At 48.1% G+C, this 24,051-nt stretch carries 24 protein-coding genes; 9 read left to right on the top strand and 15 right to left on the bottom strand.

Annotated elements, in window-relative coordinates:
• Positions 1-18: 18 nt before the first annotated feature.
• The 6 genes from ACES2C_RS14370 to ACES2C_RS14345 form a co-directional block, all read right to left on the bottom strand.
• Positions 19-648 carry a hypothetical protein gene (locus tag ACES2C_RS14370; protein WP_374163775.1) on the bottom strand — a complete coding sequence of 210 codons (630 nt, stop codon included), beginning with the start codon at positions 646-648 and terminating at the stop codon, positions 19-21.
• Positions 649-697: 49 nt separating this feature from the next.
• A complete protein-coding gene (locus ACES2C_RS14365; RefSeq protein ID WP_374163774.1) occupies positions 698-1,366 on the bottom strand; it encodes a sensor histidine kinase in 669 nt (222 codons plus the stop codon).
• Positions 1,367-1,425: 59 nt separating this feature from the next.
• Positions 1,426-1,698, bottom strand: a complete 273-nt coding sequence (locus tag ACES2C_RS14360) for a GAF domain-containing protein (protein ID WP_374166959.1) — start codon at positions 1,696-1,698, stop codon at positions 1,426-1,428.
• Positions 1,626-3,089 carry a PAS domain S-box protein gene (locus ACES2C_RS14355; protein ID WP_374163773.1) on the bottom strand — a complete coding sequence of 488 codons (1,464 nt, stop codon included), beginning with the start codon at positions 3,087-3,089 and terminating at the stop codon, positions 1,626-1,628. Before ACES2C_RS14355 ends, ACES2C_RS14360 begins: the two co-directional genes overlap by 73 nt.
• 312 nt (positions 3,090-3,401) lie before the next feature.
• Positions 3,402-4,457 carry an LLM class flavin-dependent oxidoreductase gene (locus ACES2C_RS14350; protein ID WP_374163772.1) on the bottom strand — a complete coding sequence of 352 codons (1,056 nt, stop codon included), beginning with the start codon at positions 4,455-4,457 and terminating at the stop codon, positions 3,402-3,404.
• A 64-nt stretch (positions 4,458-4,521) separates the two neighbouring features.
• Positions 4,522-5,790 (bottom strand): Hsp70 family protein, encoded by a 1,269-nt coding sequence (locus ACES2C_RS14345; RefSeq protein WP_374163771.1) that lies wholly within the window; start codon positions 5,788-5,790, stop codon positions 4,522-4,524.
• Positions 5,791-6,246: 456 nt separating this feature from the next.
• On the opposite strand from ACES2C_RS14345, the gene ACES2C_RS14340 reads away from it, so the two are divergent.
• From ACES2C_RS14340 to ACES2C_RS14330, 3 genes are all read left to right on the top strand, one after another.
• Positions 6,247-7,599 (top strand): hypothetical protein, encoded by a 1,353-nt coding sequence (locus ACES2C_RS14340; protein ID WP_374163770.1) that lies wholly within the window; start codon positions 6,247-6,249, stop codon positions 7,597-7,599.
• Between the two features lie 399 nt (positions 7,600-7,998).
• Complete coding sequence (locus ACES2C_RS14335) at positions 7,999-8,997, top strand: tetratricopeptide repeat protein (RefSeq protein WP_374163769.1); 999 nt, start codon at positions 7,999-8,001, stop codon at positions 8,995-8,997.
• 87 nt (positions 8,998-9,084) lie between these two features.
• Entirely contained in the window at positions 9,085-9,624 is a 540-nt protein-coding gene (locus ACES2C_RS14330; protein ID WP_374163768.1) for a pyridoxamine 5'-phosphate oxidase family protein, read from the top strand.
• Positions 9,625-9,693: 69 nt separating this feature from the next.
• On the opposite strand, the gene ACES2C_RS14325 is transcribed toward ACES2C_RS14330, so the two are convergent.
• Positions 9,694-10,980, bottom strand: a complete 1,287-nt coding sequence (locus ACES2C_RS14325) for a PAS domain S-box protein (protein WP_374163767.1) — start codon at positions 10,978-10,980, stop codon at positions 9,694-9,696.
• Between the two features lie 461 nt (positions 10,981-11,441).
• Between ACES2C_RS14325 and ACES2C_RS14320 the strand changes: the two genes are divergently transcribed.
• Genes ACES2C_RS14320 through ACES2C_RS14310 form a run of 3 tightly spaced genes read left to right on the top strand, consistent with a single transcriptional unit; the run spans position 11,442 to position 12,656 of the window.
• Complete coding sequence (locus tag ACES2C_RS14320; RefSeq protein WP_374163766.1) at positions 11,442-12,011, top strand: RNA polymerase sigma factor; 570 nt, start codon at positions 11,442-11,444, stop codon at positions 12,009-12,011.
• Between the two features lie 13 nt (positions 12,012-12,024).
• On the top strand, positions 12,025-12,423 hold the full coding sequence (locus ACES2C_RS14315) for a hypothetical protein (protein WP_374163765.1): 399 nt from the start codon (positions 12,025-12,027) through the stop codon (positions 12,421-12,423).
• Between the two features lie 17 nt (positions 12,424-12,440).
• A complete protein-coding gene (locus ACES2C_RS14310) occupies positions 12,441-12,656 on the top strand; it encodes a hypothetical protein (protein WP_374163764.1) in 216 nt (71 codons plus the stop codon).
• A gap of 16 nt (positions 12,657-12,672) precedes the next feature.
• Here ACES2C_RS14310 and ACES2C_RS14305 read toward each other — a convergent pair whose 3' ends face one another.
• The 3 genes from ACES2C_RS14305 to ACES2C_RS14295 form a co-directional block, all read right to left on the bottom strand.
• Positions 12,673-13,929: a PQQ-binding-like beta-propeller repeat protein gene (locus ACES2C_RS14305; protein WP_374163763.1), complete on the bottom strand. Its 1,257-nt coding sequence runs from the start codon at positions 13,927-13,929 to the stop codon at positions 12,673-12,675.
• A 117-nt stretch (positions 13,930-14,046) separates the two neighbouring features.
• Positions 14,047-14,883, bottom strand: a complete 837-nt coding sequence (locus ACES2C_RS14300; RefSeq protein WP_374163762.1) for a PdaC/SigV domain-containing protein — start codon at positions 14,881-14,883, stop codon at positions 14,047-14,049.
• 37 nt (positions 14,884-14,920) lie between these two features.
• Entirely contained in the window at positions 14,921-15,574 is a 654-nt protein-coding gene (locus ACES2C_RS14295; protein WP_374163761.1) for a LuxR C-terminal-related transcriptional regulator, read from the bottom strand.
• A 204-nt stretch (positions 15,575-15,778) separates the two neighbouring features.
• On the opposite strand from ACES2C_RS14295, the gene ACES2C_RS14290 reads away from it, so the two are divergent.
• Complete coding sequence (locus ACES2C_RS14290) at positions 15,779-15,988, top strand: hypothetical protein (protein ID WP_374163760.1); 210 nt, start codon at positions 15,779-15,781, stop codon at positions 15,986-15,988.
• Positions 15,989-15,998: 10 nt separating this feature from the next.
• Here the strand turns inward: ACES2C_RS14290 and ACES2C_RS14285 are convergent, their stop codons facing one another.
• The 4 genes from ACES2C_RS14285 to ACES2C_RS14270 all read right to left on the bottom strand — a co-directional run bounded on the left by ACES2C_RS14285 (position 15,999) and on the right by ACES2C_RS14270 (position 19,741).
• Positions 15,999-16,523, bottom strand: a complete 525-nt coding sequence (locus ACES2C_RS14285; RefSeq protein WP_374163759.1) for a hypothetical protein — start codon at positions 16,521-16,523, stop codon at positions 15,999-16,001.
• A 762-nt stretch (positions 16,524-17,285) separates the two neighbouring features.
• Complete coding sequence (locus ACES2C_RS14280; protein ID WP_374163758.1) at positions 17,286-18,230, bottom strand: PQQ-dependent sugar dehydrogenase; 945 nt, start codon at positions 18,228-18,230, stop codon at positions 17,286-17,288.
• Complete coding sequence (locus ACES2C_RS14275; protein WP_374163757.1) at positions 18,169-18,522, bottom strand: hypothetical protein; 354 nt, start codon at positions 18,520-18,522, stop codon at positions 18,169-18,171. Before ACES2C_RS14275 ends, ACES2C_RS14280 begins: the two co-directional genes overlap by 62 nt.
• A 79-nt stretch (positions 18,523-18,601) precedes the next feature.
• On the bottom strand, positions 18,602-19,741 hold the full coding sequence (locus ACES2C_RS14270; protein ID WP_374163756.1) for a formylglycine-generating enzyme family protein: 1,140 nt from the start codon (positions 19,739-19,741) through the stop codon (positions 18,602-18,604).
• Between the two features lie 293 nt (positions 19,742-20,034).
• On the opposite strand from ACES2C_RS14270, the gene ACES2C_RS14265 reads away from it, so the two are divergent.
• Together ACES2C_RS14265 and ACES2C_RS14260 are read left to right on the top strand one after the other, a co-directional pair.
• Positions 20,035-20,958, top strand: a complete 924-nt coding sequence (locus ACES2C_RS14265) for a helix-turn-helix domain-containing protein (protein ID WP_374163755.1) — start codon at positions 20,035-20,037, stop codon at positions 20,956-20,958.
• 951 nt (positions 20,959-21,909) lie between these two features.
• Positions 21,910-22,809 carry an SDR family NAD(P)-dependent oxidoreductase gene (locus ACES2C_RS14260; RefSeq protein WP_374163754.1) on the top strand — a complete coding sequence of 300 codons (900 nt, stop codon included), beginning with the start codon at positions 21,910-21,912 and terminating at the stop codon, positions 22,807-22,809.
• Positions 22,810-23,009: 200 nt separating this feature from the next.
• Here ACES2C_RS14260 and ACES2C_RS14255 read toward each other — a convergent pair whose 3' ends face one another.
• Positions 23,010-24,011: a CsgG/HfaB family protein gene (locus ACES2C_RS14255; RefSeq protein ID WP_374163753.1), complete on the bottom strand. Its 1,002-nt coding sequence runs from the start codon at positions 24,009-24,011 to the stop codon at positions 23,010-23,012.
• Positions 24,012-24,051: the final 40 nt, after the last annotated feature.

The following is a 24,051-nucleotide window of genomic DNA, read 5'->3' as shown; positions in this document are numbered from 1 at the left end:
CCCGAAACGTACCTGGTTTTATTTGTTTACAAATTTAATGGACTGCACACGATAGGCTTTTCCGAACTTCTCGGGGTCGTGGGTAACTGTAGCCGTTATCGTCCTCCACTTCAATTCGGCCTGACTACCCGGCTTTTGCCAGCTCTGCCTGAGGTAATCAGCATGTTGCAAGATTTCCTCCAGTTGATCCCGAACCTGCGCGGAGCTGCTGGTGAGCTCAATCTTGTCGTTCAGGAAATAATAACGTTCAGCTTCCTTACGAAGAACGATAGTAGGGCCGCCTGGTATTGGCGCCTGCAAAAGGGCGATGTCAAAAGGCTCGTTTCCTTCGTATCTTTCCTTCGACAGAACCTTCAAAAACTCCAGATAATAGGCAGAACCGTCCTGTGGCGGATTCTTTTCAACAACCATACGGGCTTTGACCTTATAGGTATACCCCGGCTCCCTTTCGCTGAAGGAATGAAGAGACATTTCCGCATCTTGCTTTTCCGGGAGCAGCAGCAGCGTTTGGTTGATTGATCCATAGCGATGATCTACCAGTAACTCCAATTCCTGTCCGTTCTTCAGGTTTCGGGGGCCATAGCCATCTTCCTTCGAACAAGCAGCGAACAGCACAACGATAAGTGACAATAGAGGCAGGTATTTCATACATTACAATTAATAGGTTCTTTGAAAGAAAGCGGTGCATAACTCCAGGCTAGCATCCTTTCATATTAGCAATACGGGACGTAAAACCTGAACGCGACAGCAAAGACCTAAAAATCGAAAAGCAGCCCTTATGATCCTGTAAGCGGGAGGGTAAACCGAAAGACCGCCCCCCTTCTTCCTTCCTCTCAGCCCATATCCTCCCATTATGCCGGGCGATGATTTCCTGAGAAAGGTAAAGTCCTATGCCGAGCCCTGAAATGTTCGGATTTAGTCCTTCCACCCTGTAAAAACGCGTGAAAATCAGCTGCAGCTTATCTTCCGGAATTCCTGGTCCGCGATCTTCCACCGATACGGTGACCTCATCCTCGCCGACGGCTACAAAAATGCCGACCCAGTCTGCAGCAGGCGAATATTTGATTGCATTGTTGAGCAGGTTGATCACTACCTGTTCGATACGCTGCGCATCCCCCCAAACCTGAAGGTGATCGACCTGGCTTTCGAGCACAACGCGATGACTGCTGGATGAATGTTCAATGAGCTCGGCAGCGTCATGCAGGATGTCGATCAGGTCAAATGGACTTAGGCTGAGCTGCAGCTTGCCGGCTTCAATTTTCGAGATGTCGAGTAAATCAGCCACCAGTCCCGACAGCTTCTTTACCTGCTGGATGGTCTTTCCGACAAACTTCTTCTTCATTTCATCGTCCAGAAGCTTGTCCAATATCTGCAGCTAGCCATTTATACTGGTCAGAGGCGTCTTTAACTCATGGCTCGCCAGTCCTATAAACTCATCTTTTTTTCATTGAGCCATTTGACCTCCTCATATAGACGGGCATTATCGAGTGCGATGGCCGCCTGAGCTGCTATGGCGGTGACGATATCTTCGTGCTCGGGCCTGAATTTCCCCGGCTCCTGATGGCCAAAAAACAATCCTCCCACTACATCGCCATCTTTTGATACGACTGGCACTGCCAGATAGCTTACAACTGGGAGATGGCCCTCCGGCATTCCGTGGTGAGGCGGGTTTTGTCCGTATCGCGGGTCCTGGGTGATATCATCAACCTTTCCACGCCGGTACCAGTAAAGGTTGTATGAAACAGAGGTGTATGCCGAACAGGGCCGAGGTTCTTAAAACGCTCGGGCGTAACACCTGAAACGGTATACAACTGAAAGGATTCGTCCTCCCTCCTTGTAGCATGATAAAAAAAGGCCCCGAACTGAGCGCCTGTAAGCTGAGTAGTTGCATCGGAGACCTTTTGCAAGATATTCTTCAGGTTCAACTCATCGGATACTGTCCTGATCATCGAATTAATGATCTCAAGACTTTTGGTGTAACGTTTCGCGGCTTCTTCAGCCTCCTTTTGCAAGGTAATGTTGCGGGCGATCTTTGAGGCACCGACAACCCGTCCCTCTGCGTCTCTGATAGGCGACACAGTAAGCGATATTGGGATGCGCTGCCCGTCTTTTGTCATCCGGACCGTCTCAAAGTGGTCTACCTTTTTACCGCTTCTGATGCTCGAAATGATGTCGTCCTCCTCGTGAAGACGCTCAGGATGAATGATCAGAGAAATGTGTTTGCCCACAGCTTCCTGCTCGCTGTATCCAAACATCTTTTCAGCCGCCGGATTCCAGCTTGTAATAATTCCGTCGAGCGTCTTACTCAGGATCGTGTCGTCCGTATTCTCTACAATTGCAGCCAGGCGGGCTTGTTTTTCCTCAACTTCTTTTTCTGCTGTGACATCGGCGAACACGCCGTCAAAAACAGGGGGACCGGCAAGTTCAGCGCTCCTGCTGAAACCACTTACTTTGATCGAGTGGACACTTCCGTCCGACTGACGAACAGGACATACCAGGTCGAGAATTCCCTGCTCAATTCCCCTGGAGAACTGCTCTTCAACGAAAGACCGATGTTCCGGCACGACCTTATTCAGGAACTCTGCCAGGCTGAAAGTGTTGCTGACCGGAGCCTTCCCAATTTCCTTCTGAACAGTGCGCACCAAGCGGGTCTTCAGGTTCAGTTCGAAGTAGCAGAGCCTCCGAAAGACACAGTCGTCTTCGTTGAGAAAGGCCAGAACGGAGTTCTCCCCGCCTGTCTCCTGTTTCTTCTGTTCAATAGAGATAACCAGCAGCGCCTCCCTTCCTTCTGCGCGGCTAAGCGGAGTGCAGGAATAGCTGATGAAGAGCTCCACCGTTTCGCCGTCCCTTCTTAAACTTAGCTTTTCATCATGCCTGTTAGCAGGCAGTCCGCTTTCAAATACCCCCTGCACAGACTGCAAAAGCGAAGGATTCTGATCGCCAAGGAAGCGATCCAGACAGGCATCCTGCAAGTCTGAGGGTAGTCCCAATACCTTACGGGCGGCCTCGTTTGCATATTTTATCTTTAGTTCTGTGCCGCCAAGCAGCACAACGGGACTGGCTAATCCCTTTGAAAACAAATCAAACATGTTAGAATACCCCGGGGATTCCGGTCAGTGAGGCAGATGTATACCCCCTGGCAGTTCCCATAAATCTAGTAGATGTAAATCATAGTTTCAGCTGCCTAAGATAAGGAATGGAGGATAAATTACGGCAGTTATGGGAAACAATTACTTAATGAAATCTCATCAAAGAGCGCAGGACGACCTTCGCCGGGTTTTAGCCTCCATGCAGTTCTATCAGGGATAACCGAATAAGGCCCGTACTCCCTCAGTCAGGATCCGGGTCTTATCCATTTCTGGCAAATTCACCGTCTGCTTAAGCTCAGTGGAATGTTAGATTTAGCCCTGCTCAGTTGTTTCCTTAGCAAGTCCCTTTTTTACTGCTGGAACTACCTTGGTTGCATAAAGCTCGATCGACCGCATCATGTCAGCATGCGATGGGCCACCCACGTCCATATGAGCAATAAAGCGCGTAAGACCGAAGAGCTGAATAACTTTAAGGATCTTTTCAGCCACAGCCTCAGGCTCTCCCATAAAGAGTGCGCCTTCCGTACTCATTCCTCCTTCAAACTGTAATTGCGTATAGGGAGGCCATCCTCGCGAGCGTCCAACACGATCCATCTGGTCCGCATACAGCGGAAAGTAGTCTTTGACCAGCGAAGCAGACGACTCTCCCACAAAAGTATGAGAGTGTATTCCGAGCTGCATCTTACTCATGTCATGCCCGCTCTGCTGATAAACTCTTTTATAGTATTCTGCGGCTTCCTTAAACTGAACCGGCATCCCTCCGATAATTGCAAGCATAAGCGGAAGTCCCAGAACGCCGGCCCGCTGAAGAGACTGTGCAGTCCCGCCTACAGCCAGCCATACCGGGATTTCCCGTCCTCCCAGAGCTCTCGGATAGACGGACTGCTGATTCAGTGACGGCCTGAATTTGCCTTCCCATGTTATTACTTCCTCACGGTTCAGCGTTAGTAAAAGATCCAGTTTCTCTGAAAACAGCTCATCATAATTCCAGAGGTCATAACCGAACAGAGGAAAAGACTCTGTGAAGCTTCCCCGTCCGGCAATGATTTCCGCACGGCCCTTCGATAACAAGTCGAGTGTGGCATAATCCTGATATACTTTTACCGGGTCAGCAGAACTTAACACTGTTACTCCACTTGCCAGCTTAATATTCTTAGTAACAGTAGCAAGGGCAGCAAGCACTACTTCGGTGGAAGAAATAGCGTAATCTGGACGGTGATGTTCGCCCAGTGCGACCACATCGAGCCCCAGTTCATCAGCAAGCTTTATCTCTTCTACAATTTCAGACAGCCGCTGGTCTTCAGCCATAAATCTTCCTGATTTCTTGTCAAAAGGCAAGTCTCCAAACATGCCTATACCAAATTCCATAACTTATTTATTAGATGTATAAAGACTTCTCCAAGATAAGAAAAATATAAAAGTGGCGCCGAATTTAGTGTTCGAACAGATAACCGCTATAGGCAAGTCCTTTGGCCACGCTGATAAAGTTATCACCGGAGTGCAATCTTACTTGAGGGAATTTCTTTTTAAAAAGTGCCCGAACTGCTGGCACCAGTGAGCTCCCACCCGTGAGAAAAAGTCCGTCGATTGCTTCCTTTTTAATAGCATTTTCTGTGAGGAACCGCTCCAGGTAATCGTCTATCCGGCGAACATCCTTCTCAATAATCCCATTATATTCTTCCAGCGAAACATCTTCCCCTATTTCAATCCCCATGTTGGCGTACTGAAACCGCGCATTGTCCGTCTGTGAGAGAGCGATCTTAGTCTTCTCAATTTCGCGGAACAGGGAATAGCCGAGATTGTTATCAATTAACGTGATCAGATTCCTGAACTTTGGATTATTACCCGAGAAATAATAATAATCTTCTATATCCTTCCTGACCCTGAGGCTATTAAAGAAGTTCATCTTGTCCCAGGTACAGATATGAGCGAACAAGGACATGGGAACGGTAAGAACTTTGCCTGAAGTTCCCTGATATTGCACATTTTTCCCGAAGTAAGGCGTGCCCCTCTCCCACATAAACGACGAGTCGAAGCTGTCGCCACCGATGTAGATCCCGCCTGTAGCAAGAACATCCTTTTGACGGTCTGAGCGGTCTTTCCTGTCCGGATCAAGCGTAAGAAAAGTGAAGTCAGTCGTTCCGCCGCCTAAATCAGCCACCAGCACGCGTTCTTTCTTCTTTAATGCTCGTTCGTAGGCAAAGGCCGCACCGATCGGCTCAAATTGGAAGCGCACTTCTCTTAGGCCGGCGAGCTCAGCTGCCTTGCTTAAGCGGCTCTGCGCAAGCGTGTCCCTTTGCTGGTCGTCGTCATCAAAAAAAACGGGCCGTCCGATCACCGCCTTCTGGCACACCTGCCCCATGAGCAGATCCGCCCTTTTCTTAAGCTCACTAATGATGATAGCCACCAGATCTGATGCATTATAGCGCCGGTTATGAATGCGGGTCTCGGAAAACGTGCTGCGCGAGAGAATCTGCTTTACTGACTTAATGAACCTGCCCTGCATCCCATCCTTCAGATATTCTTCTACCGCACGCTCGCCAACTACATATTCAGATGCAGAAGACGAACTCAGTCCGGCAGGGAAATAAATAAGAGATGGAATGATAATCGTCGTGATAACTTCCTTTTGCTCCTCATCGAAGACAGACAGGGCCGAGTTAGTGGTTCCGAAATCGATGCCGTATAAGAGTTTCTTCATGACATAGTATTATCTGCCCGGTAATGCGGGCGACGAAGGTATTAAAAAAAGTCACAAAGGCTTAACCGGTGAGAAGTTTTGACCATTGTCCAACAGAAGTAGCAGGGAGGGCAGAACGACAACAGCTGGGTGTAAAACGAAAACAGCCGGTATGCGTTCCCGGCTGTTTTGCTCTATGTAAAACCAACTTTCACCCTTTGATCAACAGGTACAAATACCATTTGTTTCAGGTATTTTTACAATTTATATCACGTATTTTTTCTCCCGCTATTTGTACAGCGCCCGACACCTATCCCTTAGGCTTGTTTTCAGCCGCTTTGATCGTAAGATAGAAGGCAAATAAACAATTCACAGCTTATCAGGTCGAAGGCGACCTCCTTCTCCTGACAGCCTTAAAAAACTTTTTGCCCTGTTCTCAGGTTCAGCTTATTGCGAGCAAATAAAAGAGAGAATAATTTGAATTCTATACATCTGTCTATCAAAAACAACTGGATCCGAAGTAAGCGGTGGTCCGCAGGCCTTCTCGTTATCCTGCTTTTGGTCTTTTGCCTCCCTCTGTCTGGCCAGGTTACTGCGCCGGCTGATTCTCTTAAGGCTGATTCCCTGAGCAGTAGCCGAAGGAAATCTTTGAAGCCCGGTGAAGATATCAACCGGCAATATGACGTGGCAGATCTTATCCGCAAGCTTATCCACCCTAAAAACAAACCCGACTCCCTGAGAAAACGTTCAGGAATTACACCCATGCCAAATGTAGCTTATAACCCCAGTATCGGCGCGCAAATTGGTATTAAAGCAGTAGCAGGCCGGGTTCTGGGTCATAACCCGAATACGCTCATGTCAGTTGCCGCCACTTCAGCGTCAATCACTACTAAAGGCATCGTATACTTCTATCTGAGTCATAACGTTTTCACTCCGGGGAATAAGTGGAACTTACAGGGGAGTCTTGTGGCGGCCAGAACGGTAACACCAGACTTCGGTCTTGGTATCGGACAAGCGGCGGGCGAGAGTGAAGAAGACAAGATACTCAGCAATCCTGAACGAACACCCCGCGTGCTCCGCGCCCAATACTATATTCTCCGGGAAAAAGTTTATAAGCAGATACAGGACAACCTGTTCATCGGAGCGGGCGTTTCGTTTGACATCAGAAAGAGTATAAAGGAGAGAAGGAAGGAGGGCGAGCGCACACCTTTCGACATTTATAGCCACCGATATGGATTTGACAGAAGTGACTATACCTCAAATGGCTTTCTCTTCAATGTACAATACACCTCCAGAGATAATCAAAACAGGGCTTATCGGGGCGTGCATGCAGACATCGGACTTCGTACTAACCAAACATGGATGGGTAGCTCAAAAAACGCCATGCAGATTACCACAGACTTTCGCAAATACTGGAGCCTTTCAAGACGCAACCCTGAACATGTACTCGCCTTCTGGAACTGGGGAGCTTACCAGCTAAGCGGCGTCCTCCCCTACCTTGAACTGCCCGGCACCGGCAGAGACCCAAACGGAAGAAGCGGCAGAGGATATACGGTTACCTACTTCAAGGGGCCTCAATACTTTTACTCCGAGCTGGAGTATCGCTTTCCCATTACCCGCAATAAATTTCTGAGCGGCGTTAGCTTCTTTAATATTCAAACGGCTAATGACCGACTAGGGACTAAGCTCTTCGAAAAATGGCAGCCGGCAGGAGGAGCAGGTCTGCGGATATTATTCAACAAAGCTACCCGCACCAACCTATGCGTGGATTACGCTTTCGGAAAATACGGAGCCAGAGGTCTGTTCCTAGGACTCAATGAGGCGTTCTAATGCAGCAACTCCCCCAGACATGCTGTCATCTTTCTTTTAAAGGATCAATGACTGGAATTTCAACCGGATATCCGACTACAAAAAGGACGGACAAGAACACACTCATGGGCTGTGCTCGCAAACGGGAATGAAAGTTAGATAAAAGCCGTTTGTGACAAATTAAACTTAGCGAAGCGATCTCATTGTGGCCCTAAAAATTACCAGTCGGCTCAATAAACAGATAGACTTAAAGAAAAAATAATTTTCCTGCAACCTTTCTTATACTGCGGCGTAAACAGTGTTAGATAAGGTTTAGGTGCCCTGATTACGCCCATCGTGACAGGGCTTTTTTTATGGCCCGATATTTTATTGTTGCCGCGCGCGCTCCTAAAGACTTTCGTATTTTTACGTCAGGAACTTATGAGTAATCACGCAGTCTTACTTTTCATCTTGCTAACCTTGCCTTTTGGAAAAATAAAAGCACAGGATGCAGCAACGCTTTCTTCAGAGGCGAGTCAGTTAAACAAGGCAGGCAAATACGAAGCAGCAATACAAAAGTTTAAGGAGGTATTAAAAATAGGACCAGACAACATCAATGCAAAGTATCAGATAGCTTTCTGTCTGTACAATACGGGGCGTGAAAATGAGGCCATTCCGTACCTTGAAGCAGTCACCATCTCGTCTAAACAAGCTGCCGTTCTGAGCAGTTCATTTGCCTTGCTTGGAGGAATTTATGATAAACAGAAGAACAGCCAGAAGTCTGTAACGTGCTACACGAGAGCCATAGAGCTCGATTCTCTGAACCAGGATCTGTATTACAGCCGGGGGCTAGCCTATTTCCGGGCACAAAAATATCAGCAAGCTGAAACCGATGCGGTGCGATCAGTGATCCTGAACCACTCACATTCCGCCAGCTTCAGATTGTACGCCCTAGTCTCTTTCCATCAAAACAAAAGAGCGGCTGCCCTCCTCGGACTCTGCCACTTCTTATTTCTCGATCCATTCGGGCCTTTCGCACAGGAGTCGTACAACAACATTCAAAGCATCCTTCGGGGTGGCAATTTAAAAGAAGAATCTAAAGCAGCTGCCACGGTACCCGATCAGAAATCGCTTGCACTCAATGCTGTAATATCAAAAGCTATAGCATCAGCAAAGCCAGAGAATGCATCCAAAAGAGCGCTGTTTTCGGCCCAGCTCGCTTCGATTTTCCGTAACCTCGACCTGAGCGCTCCATCCTCTCCCGACGGGTTTCTGTCTGACAAACTAATCCCCCTTTATTCAGGCATCTATAGCGCTGGTCATACCACCGCATTTGCATATTACATAAGTCAGACCTGGGATGCGGCTGCAGCGACGTGGGTAAGAGACCACAACGAGCAAGTGGAGCAGATGAAGCACTTTATTTCCTCCCGGATGTAAAAAGTATACACCTAGTGGGGACTTGAGCACGAACGTCAGGTCAAACCAAAAACGCTCCCGTTGGTTTAATAAGTACATTTCACATTTATGGATAGCATTAATCAACAACAGCCCGAAGACAATCTGAAACATTTAGAGGGCGCTGAAGCAATAAACAAGATGAAAGCCCTGGCCGACAATGCAGCCAGCTGCTTTTTTTGCTCAAACATTAAAACCGGAGTTCCTTTTACCACCCGGCCGATGACGGTCCTACAGGTAGACGATGCTGGAAACTTTTGGTTCCTGAGCTCCGACGACAGTAATAAAAACGACGAATTAAGCCGCGATCCCTTTGTCCATCTGCTTTTTCAGGGCTCATCATACTCAGACTTTTTGAATATTTACGGAATCGCGGAAGTGAGTAAAGACAAAGCAAAGATTAAAGAACTTTGGAAACCAACTCTGAAAACCTGGTTTACAGAGGGAGAAGATGATCCCAGGATTTCCGTAATTAAAGTAGAACCCTCTGAGGGGTATTATTGGGATCATAAGAACAACAAAGCCGTTGCTTTCCTTAAGCAGGCAGCCGGAGCTGTATTAGGCAAGACCCTCGACGACACAATCGAAGGAAGACTAGACGTAGAATAAGTTGCTTTTTCAGCACCCACAAGGGCCGTTTTTTGGGCCCTTGTGCGTTTTGTAAGTTTCTGTTCTGCTTCAGGCCGACGCAGAATTCCTCTTATCGGGACGTATGACCGGTTCTTTGAGCTGATTTTTATTAATCTCCGCGCCAATCTCTCTGATACTGCGATCAAGGTCAACCGTACACTTTTTTATAAGCCCCTGCATCTCTTTTAGCTCCTCGGTTGAATGCATTTCCTGACACAGATCCACGAGGCTAATAATAGAGGCAACAGGCTTTCGAAGGGCATGAGAGTTCATCCACGCCAGCTGAGCAAGAACGGCGTTTTGTTCTTTAATTCTCGATTCTTTTTCCTTCCGTTCCGTAATGACGTTTTGTATACTAATGTATCCTTCCAGGCGATGCTCAGAGTCATAAATCGAAGAGATATTTAGTTCTACCCAGTATCTTTCCCCGCTCTTTGTGTAGTTAAGCATTTCAAAAACGCCACCACCACACGCTCTGAGCACACTCATCATCTCCACCTGCATTCTGGTATCCGTTTCGGGCCCATGCAGGAACAGCGTATCTTTACCTATAATTTCTTCTTTTTTAAACTCTGTAAACTGGCAGAAAGCGTCGTTTACCCATTGTATCACGCCACTTACATCAGTTATAACAACCATACTGTTCACTTTCTTCACGACCTCCGCCAACCGTCTGTTCTCTTCCTGCGATTGCTTCGCAATCTTCATATTTCGCTCTAGTTCCTCCGTCAGTCTCCGTTCATTTTCATATGCTGAGCGTAACTTTGCCTCCTGTTCTACTTTTTCCGTCACATCGATAGCCATCACCATCTCGCAGTCGGCACCCGCAAATACAATTGAATGGCAGGATATAGAAACAATAAAAATCTCGCCGCTTTTCCTCGTATGTTGCCACCATCCTGACGAATAAAACGAGTAAGGTGCGTCCTTCACAGAGGCGAGCAGCCTCGCTCTCTCACCCGGAGGACGTATATCAAGGATGGACATCGACAAAAACTCGTCTCTGCTATATCCGTAGGTAGCAATGGCTGCATTGTTCACTTCAACAAACTTTAATGTTTGCTTATCATAGATCCACAAGGGGGTAGTATTAGACAGGAAAACGGACTTAAACTGACTTTCGGAAGCTTTAATTCGTTGCTCCTTCTTCTTAATAAGTATATTCAGAAGGACGCCCGTTATTACCACAAATAAGGCGCCCTTTCCAAGGTGCAGAATAAAGCTTTCTGTTAAGTGCTCAGGGACAAAGACGTGCAATAAGATGTCGCTAAATCCGATCCAAATCAGGCTTACGATTACATACACTCCGATTATGCTAAAATAACTAAATTTCATATTACTTTTTTTAGCTCTACCATCTAACACTCCTTCCCGATTCCTTTACATGGGCTTATCCTGAAAATCGAAACCTTATAGACAATATACGAAATTTGCCTGTAATCGCCGTTCTGCCTTATAGCTCAACGAGGAGTCCGGCGAACCAGGACTGACTTGGAAAACAACCCACCCACTTGCAAGATGTACTTTTCAAGATTATCCTTATACGGGAGTAAATCCGAAAAGTTAAGCTTATAATAAAGTAAGCGCCGACTGCCAGACAGATCAGATCACCCGCTAGTACAGTGCTGCTAACTTAAAAGCAAAAGACGTCCTTTATGTTTTTCGCGTCATCCTGCTCGTCCATGTCCAATAACTGATGCTTTCGTAACAGCATGCTGATTAGACTACAGTATTTTTGAAAATAGTTTAAAATGTTTTGCCCGCTCGCTCGTCTTAATCCCTAAACGAGTTAGAAATTGATCGCTACTGACATGCCAGAGGAAAAGAACAGCACCGTCCTGCGTGCCATCACCGAGTACGGGAAGAACCTGCTCGGCTTTATCAGGCGACGGGTCAAAAGCGATGAAGACGCCGAAGACGTTCTTCAGGACGTATGGTATCAGTTCAGCAGCCTCGTGAATACCGTGCCCGTAGAACAAACGGGAGCCTGGCTTTACCGGGTGGCAAGGAACCGCATCATCGACAGGCACAAGAAAAAATCGGAGAGCCTCCTTGACGACCTGTTCTCTTACGACCCGGAGGACGAGACACTCGACTTTAAGGATATCCTCATGTCAGACGACCGCGATCCGGAAGCGGAGTACTTCAGGACTGTCTTCTGGGACAGGCTCTTCGCTGCACTTGATGAGCTTCCCGGGGACCAGAAACAAGTATTCATCTGGCACGAGATTGAGATCATGTCCTTCCAGGAGATGAGCGATGTCACCGGCATGAAGGTAGCCACCCTGGTTTCCAGAAAGCGTTACGCAGTATTGCACCTGCGACAGAGACTTCGGCAACTATATCTCGACATAACAAACAGTTAATAATCATAAAGACATGAAAAAAATACTTTTCAAAGGCCGTTTCATTTTCTTCCCCATCGCGTTTGCCGCCTTCCTGGCGCTTATTTCTTACATCGTCATGCAGCTATGGAACCACTTGCTGCCCGAAATTCTGCATGTCCAGCCCATCACCTTCTGGCAGGCTGCAGGCATCTTCATCTTATGCAAGATCCTCTTCGGTTTTGGAGGCGGAGGCCCGCGCGGATTGAAGAACCGCCTGAGGCACAAACGGGAGGAGCGTCTCAGGAATCTCAGCCCCGAAGAACGGGAGAAGTTTCGTCAGAAAATGCGCGAGTTTGACTGGTGCGAACACTGGGGAAAAGGTGATCCCAGAGCTTCATTTTTCAGAAGGGGCCAGTCCGGCCCGGAAGAAAGTAAACCCGACGCAGAATAGATTAATCAATAGATGTAATGAAAAAGATCCTAGTATTTTCAACAGACCTCTCATCGCCCTCACAGGTGGGAACAGTACACCAGGTCCTGTCAGAGGTAGCAGGCATCAAGAAATGGACTGTCGATCTTCAGGATAGCGACAGGGTGTTGCGGGTAGTCTCATGGACCGTCTCCGCCCAGCACATTGAACGATTACTGCAATCGCTCGGCTTCCGTTGCCTTCAAATGACTTAGCAGGTAACCGTACTTCCTAGTTCTGGTCGGTCTCCTGCGCAGCGGGTTTGAAAACTCCATTTTCTGCCACCATAACAGCATCTTCATTAGAAGAACCGCTAACGGCTTCATTAACCCACAGGAACTTTCCGGTAGCAGCATCGAGGCACATCAGCCCCTTGCGGTTGCTGCCTTCCTGTTCCTCGCCGTAAAAAAAGAGCCGTCTGTTGGCGTAAACTCCAGAGCTTTTGACACGGACGGCCGCATTCTCCCATACTTTCTTGCCGTTACCAATATTTGCCATGAATGGAATTGCCAAAGGAGCCTGTTCAGTCCCTTTTTCAATCATTCCAACCACGTACTTATTTTCGATCACCGTGGGTGTGTAATGCCTTACGATATTGGCGCCGCTTTCTATCTCCCATTGCTTTTTACCGGAAGAAAGACTGAGACAAAAGAGCCTTCCGCCCGATCCACCCGAGTTGCAACCATGAACAAGGACCTTATCGCCGCTTACGACTGGAGTTCCGGCCCCTTCAAGCGGGTCTCCCATTGACACATTCCAGAGGACCCGTCCGCTTACATCTATTGCAGTAAGATCCCGCTGCGGGATCAGCACCGTATTTCCGGAAACCTTTACAGCGCCTGTTAAGCGGCGGCCCGCCACCAATTCCGTCTTCCATATCATCCTGCCTGTCGACCGCTCCAGCAGGTGAACGGAGTTCTTTTCTTCACCGTGAAGGTCGGTTTTCGCAGAGCCTACCATCACTCTGTCGCCCACCACGCTCATAAGGGTCGGATAATACAGGTTCTGCTCCTCCGAAAAGCCAGGATTAACCACATAGGTCCATAAGGGTCGTCCACCGGCAGCATCAACAGCCGCCAATAAACCTGAATACCCAATGGTATAAACGGTCCCCTCTTTAACGACCACCTGCACGCGGCTGCCGGTTAAAGGCTCCTCAATGAGGAAAGGAACGCGCCATACTGTACTTTTGGAGTTAATATCGATTGAATTGATGGTATTTTTCTCGTCGCCCACGTAAACGCGCCCATTATCGTAGTCAAAACCACTAGCCCTGTTGCCGGCATCAAAAGAATAAACAACTTCGAAATTACCGCCATCAGGGTCAACTTTAAGCACCTTTTCATCGGATGTGGTGATAAGGTACTTGTTTTGCCCGGGGTCAGCGTCAGCTAGAGGAGGTGCGTCATTCCGATCTTTTTTACACGCCGAGGCAAAAAAGAAGAGCACACTTAGTGCAGACAGCGCCAGGAAGAAGCCTTTTTTCATAGACAGTTAACGGTATATCCGATAAGTTCGTAACGCAAAACATCGGAAATTAGTATACTGGGCCTTATTTTTTTGCGCTAATGAAAGCAGCGGTAATCAGGCCTAAGTACTACCCGCCTACTTCTGGAACTGGTCAAGTACGGTGCCCGGCCTGAGTAAATTTTTTAAGAGCCCATATTTCACCAGCAACTCTGTTCTCCCCGCTGCATAAGGCTTGATTTCGTACTCATTATAAAGGAATAAAATTCCCTGAGGAGTAAAGGCGTATGCATTACTAAGGTCGAATTTGTTGTCCTTAAAAAAGTAGGCATCTTTGGGAAGCGGCCCATGCTGCGCGAGCCCTTCATTCTTCCTGAATACACGCTCGGCTACCTGCAGAAGTGAATCGCGGTAATTGTTTTTCAGAACATCATTCAGCAAAAGCACCTTCTTTTGGGCGATATCGTAGTTGATGAAACTTCTGAACGAAGCTCCGTGAGCACCCCCACTATACGTGTACGCGTCAAGCTGCAAAGTCAGGAGGTTCTGCGATTCCGTCAGCGTTTCAGTACTGCTTGTCAGCTCGTAGCGACGGCCGGCCGAATACGGCTCTTTCTTGAACTCCTCATATTGCTTCATAAACCGGTCGGCTTGCTCCTCAATGGTGGTTTTGGATGGCAATGGCGTTTCTTCAAAAGGATATACGGCAAGAAGCTTTCTATTCACTGAGTCGTTGAGAGCAGGATGGCCATCAAAGACCTGATAACGAATGTTAATGATACGACAAGCCTTTTTGTCGGCGCTATCGCAGTCAGGGTCATCTCTGGTTATGGTCTTAAATGAATACCTGGCAGTATCAAAACCGGCACCAGCGGCATGCGGATCCGAAAGCTTCTCCCGGGGAGCGTTAGTACACGCCCCTGTTCCCAGCACTAAGGCTAAGAGGAAGAGAAAAAGAGGTGAGTATTTATTCATGTAAGAACAAAACGCACATCCTGGGGCAAATGTTTATTTAGCCCGCCAACAGCCTCAGATGCCCGCTGTTACAGGCTACCCGTACAAGCTGGGCCGTGTTTTTAACCTTAAACTTATTGATCAGATTGCTTCGGTGCCCTTCAACCGTTCTTTTGCTGGTAAAGGTCTTGTCGGCAATTTCAGAATTGGTGTATCCCTCGGCGATCAGACGCAGGATCTCCTGCTCCCGCTCCGACAGCAGCACCGATATATCAGATGTGCCCGGTGTTTCCACGGCGAGTTTATTAAGCAGACCTAAGGCTAGTGAAGTACCAATGACTTCCCTGCCTTCCGCTACACCATGGACAGCAAACCGAAGCTCCTCCGGGGAGACATCCTGCGACAGTACTCCGCGGGCGCCCGCGTCAAGAGCCGTCTTTAATACACAAGGGTCTTCATTATCGGAAATAAGCAGCAATCTAGCCTTTGAAAAGAACGCAGCCAATTTGCCGAGCAAACTGAAGTCTTTTTCGTCACCGAGGTCAAGCTGTAAAACAATTACATCGGGATAGATTGCCGACTGAACCAAAGAAAAGAGCTCACTCGCATCGGCACCGTTTGCTAACACTTCAATCTGTGCATCGTGGTCAAGCACTGACATGATTGCCTTTCGTTCGACTTGGTCCGGGAAAGCTAATAATACCTTTATCATAAGTAAATAAGTAGATGACAAGTCGCTTTGACTTGTACGATTAGTACAAAGCTCCGCATTTTGCAAGACTTATAAATCCGGGGGAAGCACCTGAATGTAAAATATAACTACTTGCAACCAGCGGGTATTTCTACGCAGCTCTCCTCAAAAAATTATCAACATCGCCTTCGTATTTTTGAAGTTCAGCTTATCTTGGTTCTGGAAATGGTTGAATACGAAAAGGAGCTGCTTTCAAAAGAGATTGAAGAGCTGAAGGCGCGTATTAAAACGAAGGCCGTGGCAATTGATTTATTAAAAGAAACGCAGCCCGAGATAGCTGAAGAACTTTCGGCAGAAATGAATAGACTGAAAGGCCGGCTGACTGACAAGAGAATGCTTTTTTTCCAGCTCATCACACAGCCAGGTAAAGTTTAAACCGGACACACTACAACTTCTCTATGGACCGGATAACGATCCCATCTGCGCAATTTGTGACACACGCTTTGTCTATGTAGCCACATGCGGATATCAAACCGCTATTTTTAGCCTCGAAGTAAGTGTTCACATTTTCGCGCTTAAAAAGCCACTTCGTTCTTGCCCGCTCATAGATCTGATCGAGGGTCAAAGGTTCGGCAGCCTGACTGGGATGATGTGACCCCACTTCAGCCGCAGTCTCCCGCCATTCTTTGTCAGAAGCAGAGACTCCGTCCTGGTTATTGAGCATCAAATATTTGAAAGCGCGCTCTACCACTTTTCCCTGTTCGACCGTAATCTCTGTTTCCGTCACATCACCACTCAAAGAAGCACCATTAACGGTGTAGCGATACGAGTTCCCGCTGTTCTTTTTGAAAGTAAGCCACATACTGAAGCTTTTTTCAAAGTCACTGTCATGCGTGATATCAGTCTCCTCGCAGGAGGAGGTGAACAGCCCAAAAAATAAGAAGGTAAGAATGTAAAAGTTTCTCATCATACGCCGCGGTCTATATCCGATACGTACTATAAACACTCGTACGGAAGTTTAGTTCTGTTCCAAAAAGAAAAAACGTCGGGAAACTGAATCAGCAAACAGGAACGAAAACCTGATGTCCTTTTATCTTTCGTGCTTAGGGAAGGGATCTCCCTGAGCATGTAAAAACAATCAATGAACCGCCATAGCTTGATGACATGAGCAAATTGAATAGATGAAAACAGCGAATCGGTTTTCCTGACGTCTGAAAAAATAATTACCCGCCGCTCAAAGCAAGCACGTCCAGCGAAAAACATTCATGCGCTGCACGCACAACCGGGACCAAAGTTGCTTGATTGTTCTTTGTGGCCTTTCAAATACACTTTCACAAAAAAACGATACATAGTTCAAAGCCCCTGAACTGTGTAAAAAGAAACCGAAGCGTCGACTAAAAAAACGTAACCTCACACTTGCAGCACGCGTACAAGAACGTATCTGACGAAAGAAGAACATTTATGAGCAGGTTTCATAAATGGAATAAGCAGTCTGATGATCGTTCTATCTGGCATTTGAACATGACGAAGCATTCTCCTTGAGGCGGTAAAAAAACAGCTGACAGCAGCAGTATAGCAGTTCCACGCCAGGAAGCAAGCAAAAGTTCATAAGCAGGTAAGCGTCCTTGAATTTGAGTAACGGTTTTTTTTCATATGTTGAGTTGTTAATGGTAAAGCCGCCCCGGGGGCGGCTTTTATTGTTTATTGTTCGCGCTGGCACACTCGTCAGATGCTATTTTTTCCCTATCCGGAGCAACCGTCCGGAGGACCCATCGGTGATGGCATACAATGCGCCATCCTTTCCCTGCAGCACGTCACGAATGCGGTATTGCTTGTCGGCCAGGAGCCGTTCTTCCCTTACCACTTTATCCTTATCGATCACCAGACGGATAATGTGCATGCCGCTCAGTGCTCCGACAAATAAGTTGTTCTTCCATTCGGGAATAAGGTCAGAATCGTAAAACGTGCAGCCGCTGGGCGACACCACCGGATCCCAGTAATACACAGGCGGCTCAAGGCCTTCTCTTTGCGTAATACCTTCCCCAATGCGCTCCCCGCTATACTCCAGACCATAGGTAATGGTCGGCCACCCATAGTTCTTTCCGGGCTGAATCCGGTTTAGTTCATCTCCTCCTCTTGCACCGAATTCCAGCTCCCACAGATCTCCTGTGGCCGGGTGGATTGCCAGTCCCTGAACATTACGATGTCCGTATGAGTAAATTTCAGCCAGGGAACCGCTTTGATTTGCAAAAGGATTGCCCTCAGCAGCCTTTCCATCTTTTGTGATACGCAGAATCTTGCCCAGGGCAGAGTTCAGCAGCTGAGCCTGCGGCCGCGACACAATATCCGAACGCTCACCAGTACTTACGAGCAGATTTCCGTCCTTATCCCATATCAGGCGGGAGCCATAATGCAGCGTACTATTGAACGCCGGCTTTGCCTGGTATATTACCGTTGCTCCTTCTACCGTTTTCTCGTCGGCGGAGAGTCGGCCCTTCCCCACTGCAGTTAAGGTTCCCGGGGCTACGTTTTGAGAAAAGCTCCAGTAAATGGTTCGGTTGCTCGCAAAATCAGGATCTATCGCCACATCAAGCAAGCCGCCCTGCCCATCACTGTTAACCGGAGGCAGGCCGGTGATCTTCGCGCTCAGCTCGCCTTTCGAAGACGCAATTCGCATCGCCCCCCTTCTCAGTTATCAGGATCCTGCCGTCAGGCAGATTCACCATCCCCCAGGGATTCGCAAGTCCCTCTGCCACCGTGCTGATGTCCAGTGGAGTCCTGGTTCGCGTGCCGGCCACCCGGGTCTGCCCTTCAAAGGCAGGCTTATAATTCGTGTTTGCCGGTTTCGTCTCTACCGGGCTCAATGCGCTGTCTGCCTCACCATCAGGAGGATTGCTTCCACTCGGATGGTCTGTCTTGCAGGATAAAAAAAACAGCAGGATTGCAGGAAGAAGAATTGTGATTTTCATGTCGTTTTTTTTAAGCTGTACCACTCTACTTAATATCAAGTTGAGCATTAAAGTTTTAGAGATTCAGACAGATCGTTTTTTAGCGATCTGCCACACAGCGAAATCCGAGGTGCTCCATGCTGCTATCCTCCGTGCTTTTCATTCTGCGGGCGACCCGGTAGCCGGAACAATAAGCATCATTACAAAGAAATGAACCTCCCCTGATCACCCGTTTCACCGACTGAGGCTCCTCCGGATCAAAACTTTTCGCCGGGCCCTGCGGATTGTGTACGATCTTACTGGCCGCCAATTCCTGATAATAGTTGCTGCCGTAGAGATCCTGGCACCATTCCCACACGTTTCCCGCCATATCGTATAGGCCGTAACCATTGGGAGGGAAAGACTTGACCGCCGATGAAAAATAAAATCCATCCCTTTTGGTGTTCTTATCAGGGAAATGCCCCTGCCAGAAGTTTGCTTTTGGCTTTCCTGAATCTATCGGTTCATTTCCCCAGGGGTACACCCGGTCTTGTAAGCCGCCCCGCGCCGCCCACTCCCACTCAGCCTCTGTAGGTAGCCGCTTCCCTGCCCATTTGCAATAGGCCATTGCGTCGTCCCACGAAACATGAACAACAGGATAACCTTCCTTCCCTTTAATATCACTTCCCGGCCCATGCGGGCGTCTCCAGCTGGCTCCCTCTGTCCATTTCCACCAGGCGCTATAATCGTTCAGATCAACAGGATGTTCAGGGGCATTAAAAACAAGAGAGGCCGCAACCAGAAGGCTGTCATCAGGCCTGGGAGTACCGGGAGGCAGCTGCTTCTTCAACTCCTCCCAGTCGGGCTTCATTTCAGCGGTAGTAACGTAGCCTGTCGCCTCTACAAAAGCAGCAAACTGCGCATTTGTTACTTCAGTAACGTCCATCCAGAAGCCGTTTACCTTCACCTCATGTTTGGGATACTCGTCAGCAGCGGCCTGTTCATTGTCGCCTCCCATTGCGAAGCTTCCTCTATCAATCCACACCATTCCCGCGTGTGAAGCTTCAGCTCGCTCTTCTACGGGCTGGGCTGACCTGCTAACAGCAAACCGGACCGGGATCTCCGACCCACAGCATGACACGGCCCCGCGCCTGCTTGTGTCAGAAGATCGTCCTAAGAACCTTGTATTCCCCTGCAGGCAGGCGGGAATGATTGAAATAACGAGAATAAGAACAAGCGTATTATGAATCAAGTCTCTCATAGGCATACTACAATAAAAACAATTATGAGCAGAAGACATATCCCCCTTCGCCCCGGCAAACTCGTTGCTATACAATAAAACTAACGATTTTCGGGAGAAACTTTGATGAGTTGCAAATCACATTATTGAAATACCAACCTCAGGACGAAGAATCAAGCTCTACAGCTGCAGGCAAGAACCCGATTTTTCCCGAAATCATGTTACTATACAACAAAACGCCGGAGAACGCGTTCCAGGAGAAGCAGGAAGCATGGGCGCAAAAGCCATATTTGTAACAAACTATCGCTCGAAATATGTCGAACAAAACCGAGTCACTGGATCACTTTTATGAGCAAAAGCTCAGACAGTATTCTTTAAACCTCGACGCGCAGAAGGATCATTTCGCGGTATTTGACCTTCAACAATGTTTTGGTCCCGGCGTACAGCCCGTGGAGTATAGCCGGAGGGACTTTTATAAGATCAGCCTCATCAGAGGCAGATGCCGGTATCACTATTCCGACAAAAGCATCGAGCTCGACGGCTCAGCTCTTATATTTTTCAATCCGGAGATCCCCTACACCTGGGAGCCCCTCTCTGAGGATATCAGCGGCTACTTCTGCATCTTCTCCAGAACCTTCTTTAGTCATCGCTCGCAGGGGATGCTAAACGATCTTCCCATGTACCAGCTTGGCGGCGAACCGGCTTATGTGCTCAACGAGAAGCAGGACCAGCAGGTAGGCGACCTTTTCGCGAAGATGTTTGAAGAGACTGATAGTAGTTATGCGTTTAAAGACGAGCTGATCAGAAACTATATTGCGGAAATGAATCATTACGCGCTGAAGTCGAAACCGGCAGAAATGCGTTATCAGCATCCTGATGCAAAGGCGCGGATCACCGCCGTATTTAAGGAACTGCTTGAGCGGCAATTTCCGGTTCAAAGCGCAGACCGCCCTTTCTCGATGCGCTCGCCTAAAGACTATGCCGATCAGCTCGCAGTTCATGTCAACTACCTCAACCGCGCCATCAAAGAAACCACGGGCAAGACCACCAGCGACCTGATCAGCGAGCGGCTTCTGATGGAAGCCAAAATACTTTTGAGACATACAGCCTGGAACATTTCGGAGGTAAGTTATCGGCTGGGCTTCGAGGAGCCGTCCCATTTCAATAACTTTTTCAAGAAACGCGTGCTGTCGACGCCTACTGACTACCGGAGAACAGCTCAGGCGTCTGCTCTCTAAAGCATTGCGTTCACGCCCGCCGTTGGCCACCAAAAGGAACGTAAAGACACTGCTCTCAAACGGAGCATGCAGCGTCAAATTCTGTTGTTTACCGGAGTCGGCACTGGCGCTAGCATATTGGCGGCTCGGATAACCGAAACAGTGAAGAACGTTGGCTGGTAATACCTCCAGCCAGAATTAAAGAAGAGCTGCCGCTTCAGGTAGTACTCGTGCTTCGTCGAAAAGCATCACGTCAGGCCTTCTCCAGGGGAAATAGCGAGTAGCCTGAAGCTCTTCATCGTTTAAACATATCCAGGCAATCGGACCGATTCTTTTGACAAGATCATTCCTGTTCTTGATATGCTTAGAACCGTCATCGCATTAACGCCTTTTGAGAAAAGTGTTAATCATTTCAATAGCGGAGCGGAGCCATCTCATTGCCGTTAGCACAAATTGATGGATCACAATAAACAGGTGGCTACCTACATATTCCTCGTAACAGAAGAATCCTTATAAAGAGGTTCATGGATCACAATAAACCCCGGCACGCGATCTCTTTGACGCCTTTCGAAAAAACAACCAATGATCTCTATGATCTGGGCGAAGCCCTCTCATTGACGCCTTAAAAAAAACAACTACCCTTCCATAAACGCAGCAACGCGATCTATTTGAGGCATCAGAAAGAGCTGAGAATTACGATACCCTCTAGGCGATCTCAATGATGCCTTTGAAAAAACCATTAAGCTTGCACTAAGTCAGCAAAGCGATCTCATTGGCTCTTATAAAACAAACAATTGCACAACCACACCAACAGACTTCACAGCACAGTAAGCAGTCTTGAAGAGAAAGGTTTGAATTTTGCAATTCTTGGTTTCAGCCCTGCTAATTACCCCGCTCGTTGGCTGCCTACCTTTGTAATATCAAAAAACATTCGCTCCCAAGAGCTGGCAAACGGCCATAAAAAGTCGCGAAATGTTTTTTATAACGAAAAGACAATCAACTTACAACAAAAACAATTTAGAACATGAACACAAAAAAGTTTGGTTAGTAACAGGAGCTTCAAAGGGTTTGGGGCTCATTCTTGTAAAAAAGCTGCTCGCTTCAGATTTCCGCGTCATCGCCACTTCACGAGATTTAAACTCCTTAACCAGTGAACTGGGTGAAAAGTCAGAATCATTCCTCCCGCTGGAACTGACACTCACCGACGACAGCCAGGTAAAACAAGCTTTGGCTGAAGGCATCAGCCACTTTGGCGGGATTGACGTCGTAGTGAACAACGCGGGCTACGGCCAGATCGGAACCCTGGAGGAGTTATCGTACGACGAAGTAAGGAACAGCTTCGAGGTGAACGTGTTTGGTTCCATCAACGTGATCCGTCATGCCATGCCATACCTCCGTCAGCAGGAGTCCGGGCACATCTTCAACATCGCTTCCGTAGGCGGCTTCTCAGGTGCTTATCCCGGCTGGGGCGTTTATTGCGGAACAAAATTTGCCGTTGCCGGCTTCACGGAGAGCCTGGCTGAAGAAGTGAGGCCGTTTGGAATCTATGCCACAGTGGTTTACCCCGGCTACTTCAGGACCGACTTTTTGTCAAAGGGCTCCGTTAAGACCGCTTCCCAGCCGATAAGCGCCTATGCAGCTGCCCGCCAGTCAGAACAGATCCATCTCGACGAAATAAATGGGCGGCAGCCTAACGATCCGGAGAAAGCGGCTGACATTCTGATCACTGTATCCCAGCTCGATCAACCGCCTGTACATCTCTTCCTTGGAAAGGACGCCTACCAGTTGGCACATCAGAAAATTGAGCTGATCGAACAACAGCTGAAAGCACAGGAAGAACTCGCGACTTCTACCGAAATAATAGAAGCTTGATTCTAAGCCAAAGACCTGAAAGCCTCAGCCTTTCAGGTCTTTGCAACTAGTTTCCCTCCGGTTGAAGCCCGGACAGCCAGCTTCTTTCAGACATTTCTTGCCGCCTTTGCAACTAGTCTCCCTCCGGTTAAACCCCCGGCACCTGCCCTATTCGCCTTCGACACCGTCCTTCAGCTCTGCGCCTGAGTCCACTTCTCGTATCACTTTTTTACAGCCAGCTTGGTTTGATACTGCGACTCAGCCTCAATTTGCTTCAGCAAAGGCCGCACGTCTAAGGAGCCCTGCTGATTCACAGTTTTGAGCAGAAGGGCCGCATCACTGTAACGCTCGGCGATGAACAGACCAACTGCGTAATTATAGAGCGCCAGGATTCGCGTTTCAGGCTTCAAAGACGCATTGTCTGCATACTCCTTCAGTATTACCAGGGCCGCCTCATTATTCCCGCCCTCGAAATACTCGATTACATCACCTAGCTTCTTGAAGGGATTTTTCAGGGAAAACGGCTTTTCAAATTTCAACGTGATCTGCTCGTCGTAAGGAAGCAGCAGTTTTCCGATCTGGCGTGCCAGCTGCTCAGTCGTTTGTTTCAGCAGAGGCTCAGTATCTCCGAGCTTGCGTGGCTCGCATTCATGCTTTGTCTCCAGCGCAACCGGCTGAACAATAGAATTAGAAAAGAGCATTCGCCCGGCTTTTATGTCGATGATCTTAATTTGGGCGGTGGTGTCTCCGCTGAGAACCCACCAGTACTGCATGGTGCAGCCATTGAAACTGATCATCTGCCTTTGCTCTTTCTTTTCTGAATAAACCTTCTCATTCTGGATCCGGCCAATGATCATAATTGCAGACGACAGCTTTTTACTCAGACCTGCAGCAGCAGTCTCATTGATCGCCTTGATCTCAGTACCTCTCTGAGCGGAAAGGATTTCGGCCAGCGCGTTGCGGTCAATCACCTCATAGCTGTTTGCATTAAACAAATGGGAAGTGAGGGCATCGGTCAGGTCCATTGAGCGGGTTGTTTTAGAACCCGTGGGCCCGACAATGTCTCCGACTGCAATCTTTTCGTACTTACTGATATCCATCTGCGGCGGGCGCTTGCGTTTAATGGTGATGGTATTCTGTCCCATACAGAGGGACGCAATGAAGAGGAACGCCGGCAGCAACCTGGTGCCGCTGACCCTCAGGTTTTCTTTTGATAAGAGCATATAACAAGAGATTTTTTATTAGGCAGGCAACGTTTGCCGC

The organism is Arcticibacter sp. MXS-1 (assembly GCF_041902385.1).
Lineage (GTDB): Bacteria > Bacteroidota > Bacteroidia > Sphingobacteriales > Sphingobacteriaceae > Arcticibacter.
This window is presented reverse-complemented; position numbering and strand designations above follow the sequence as displayed.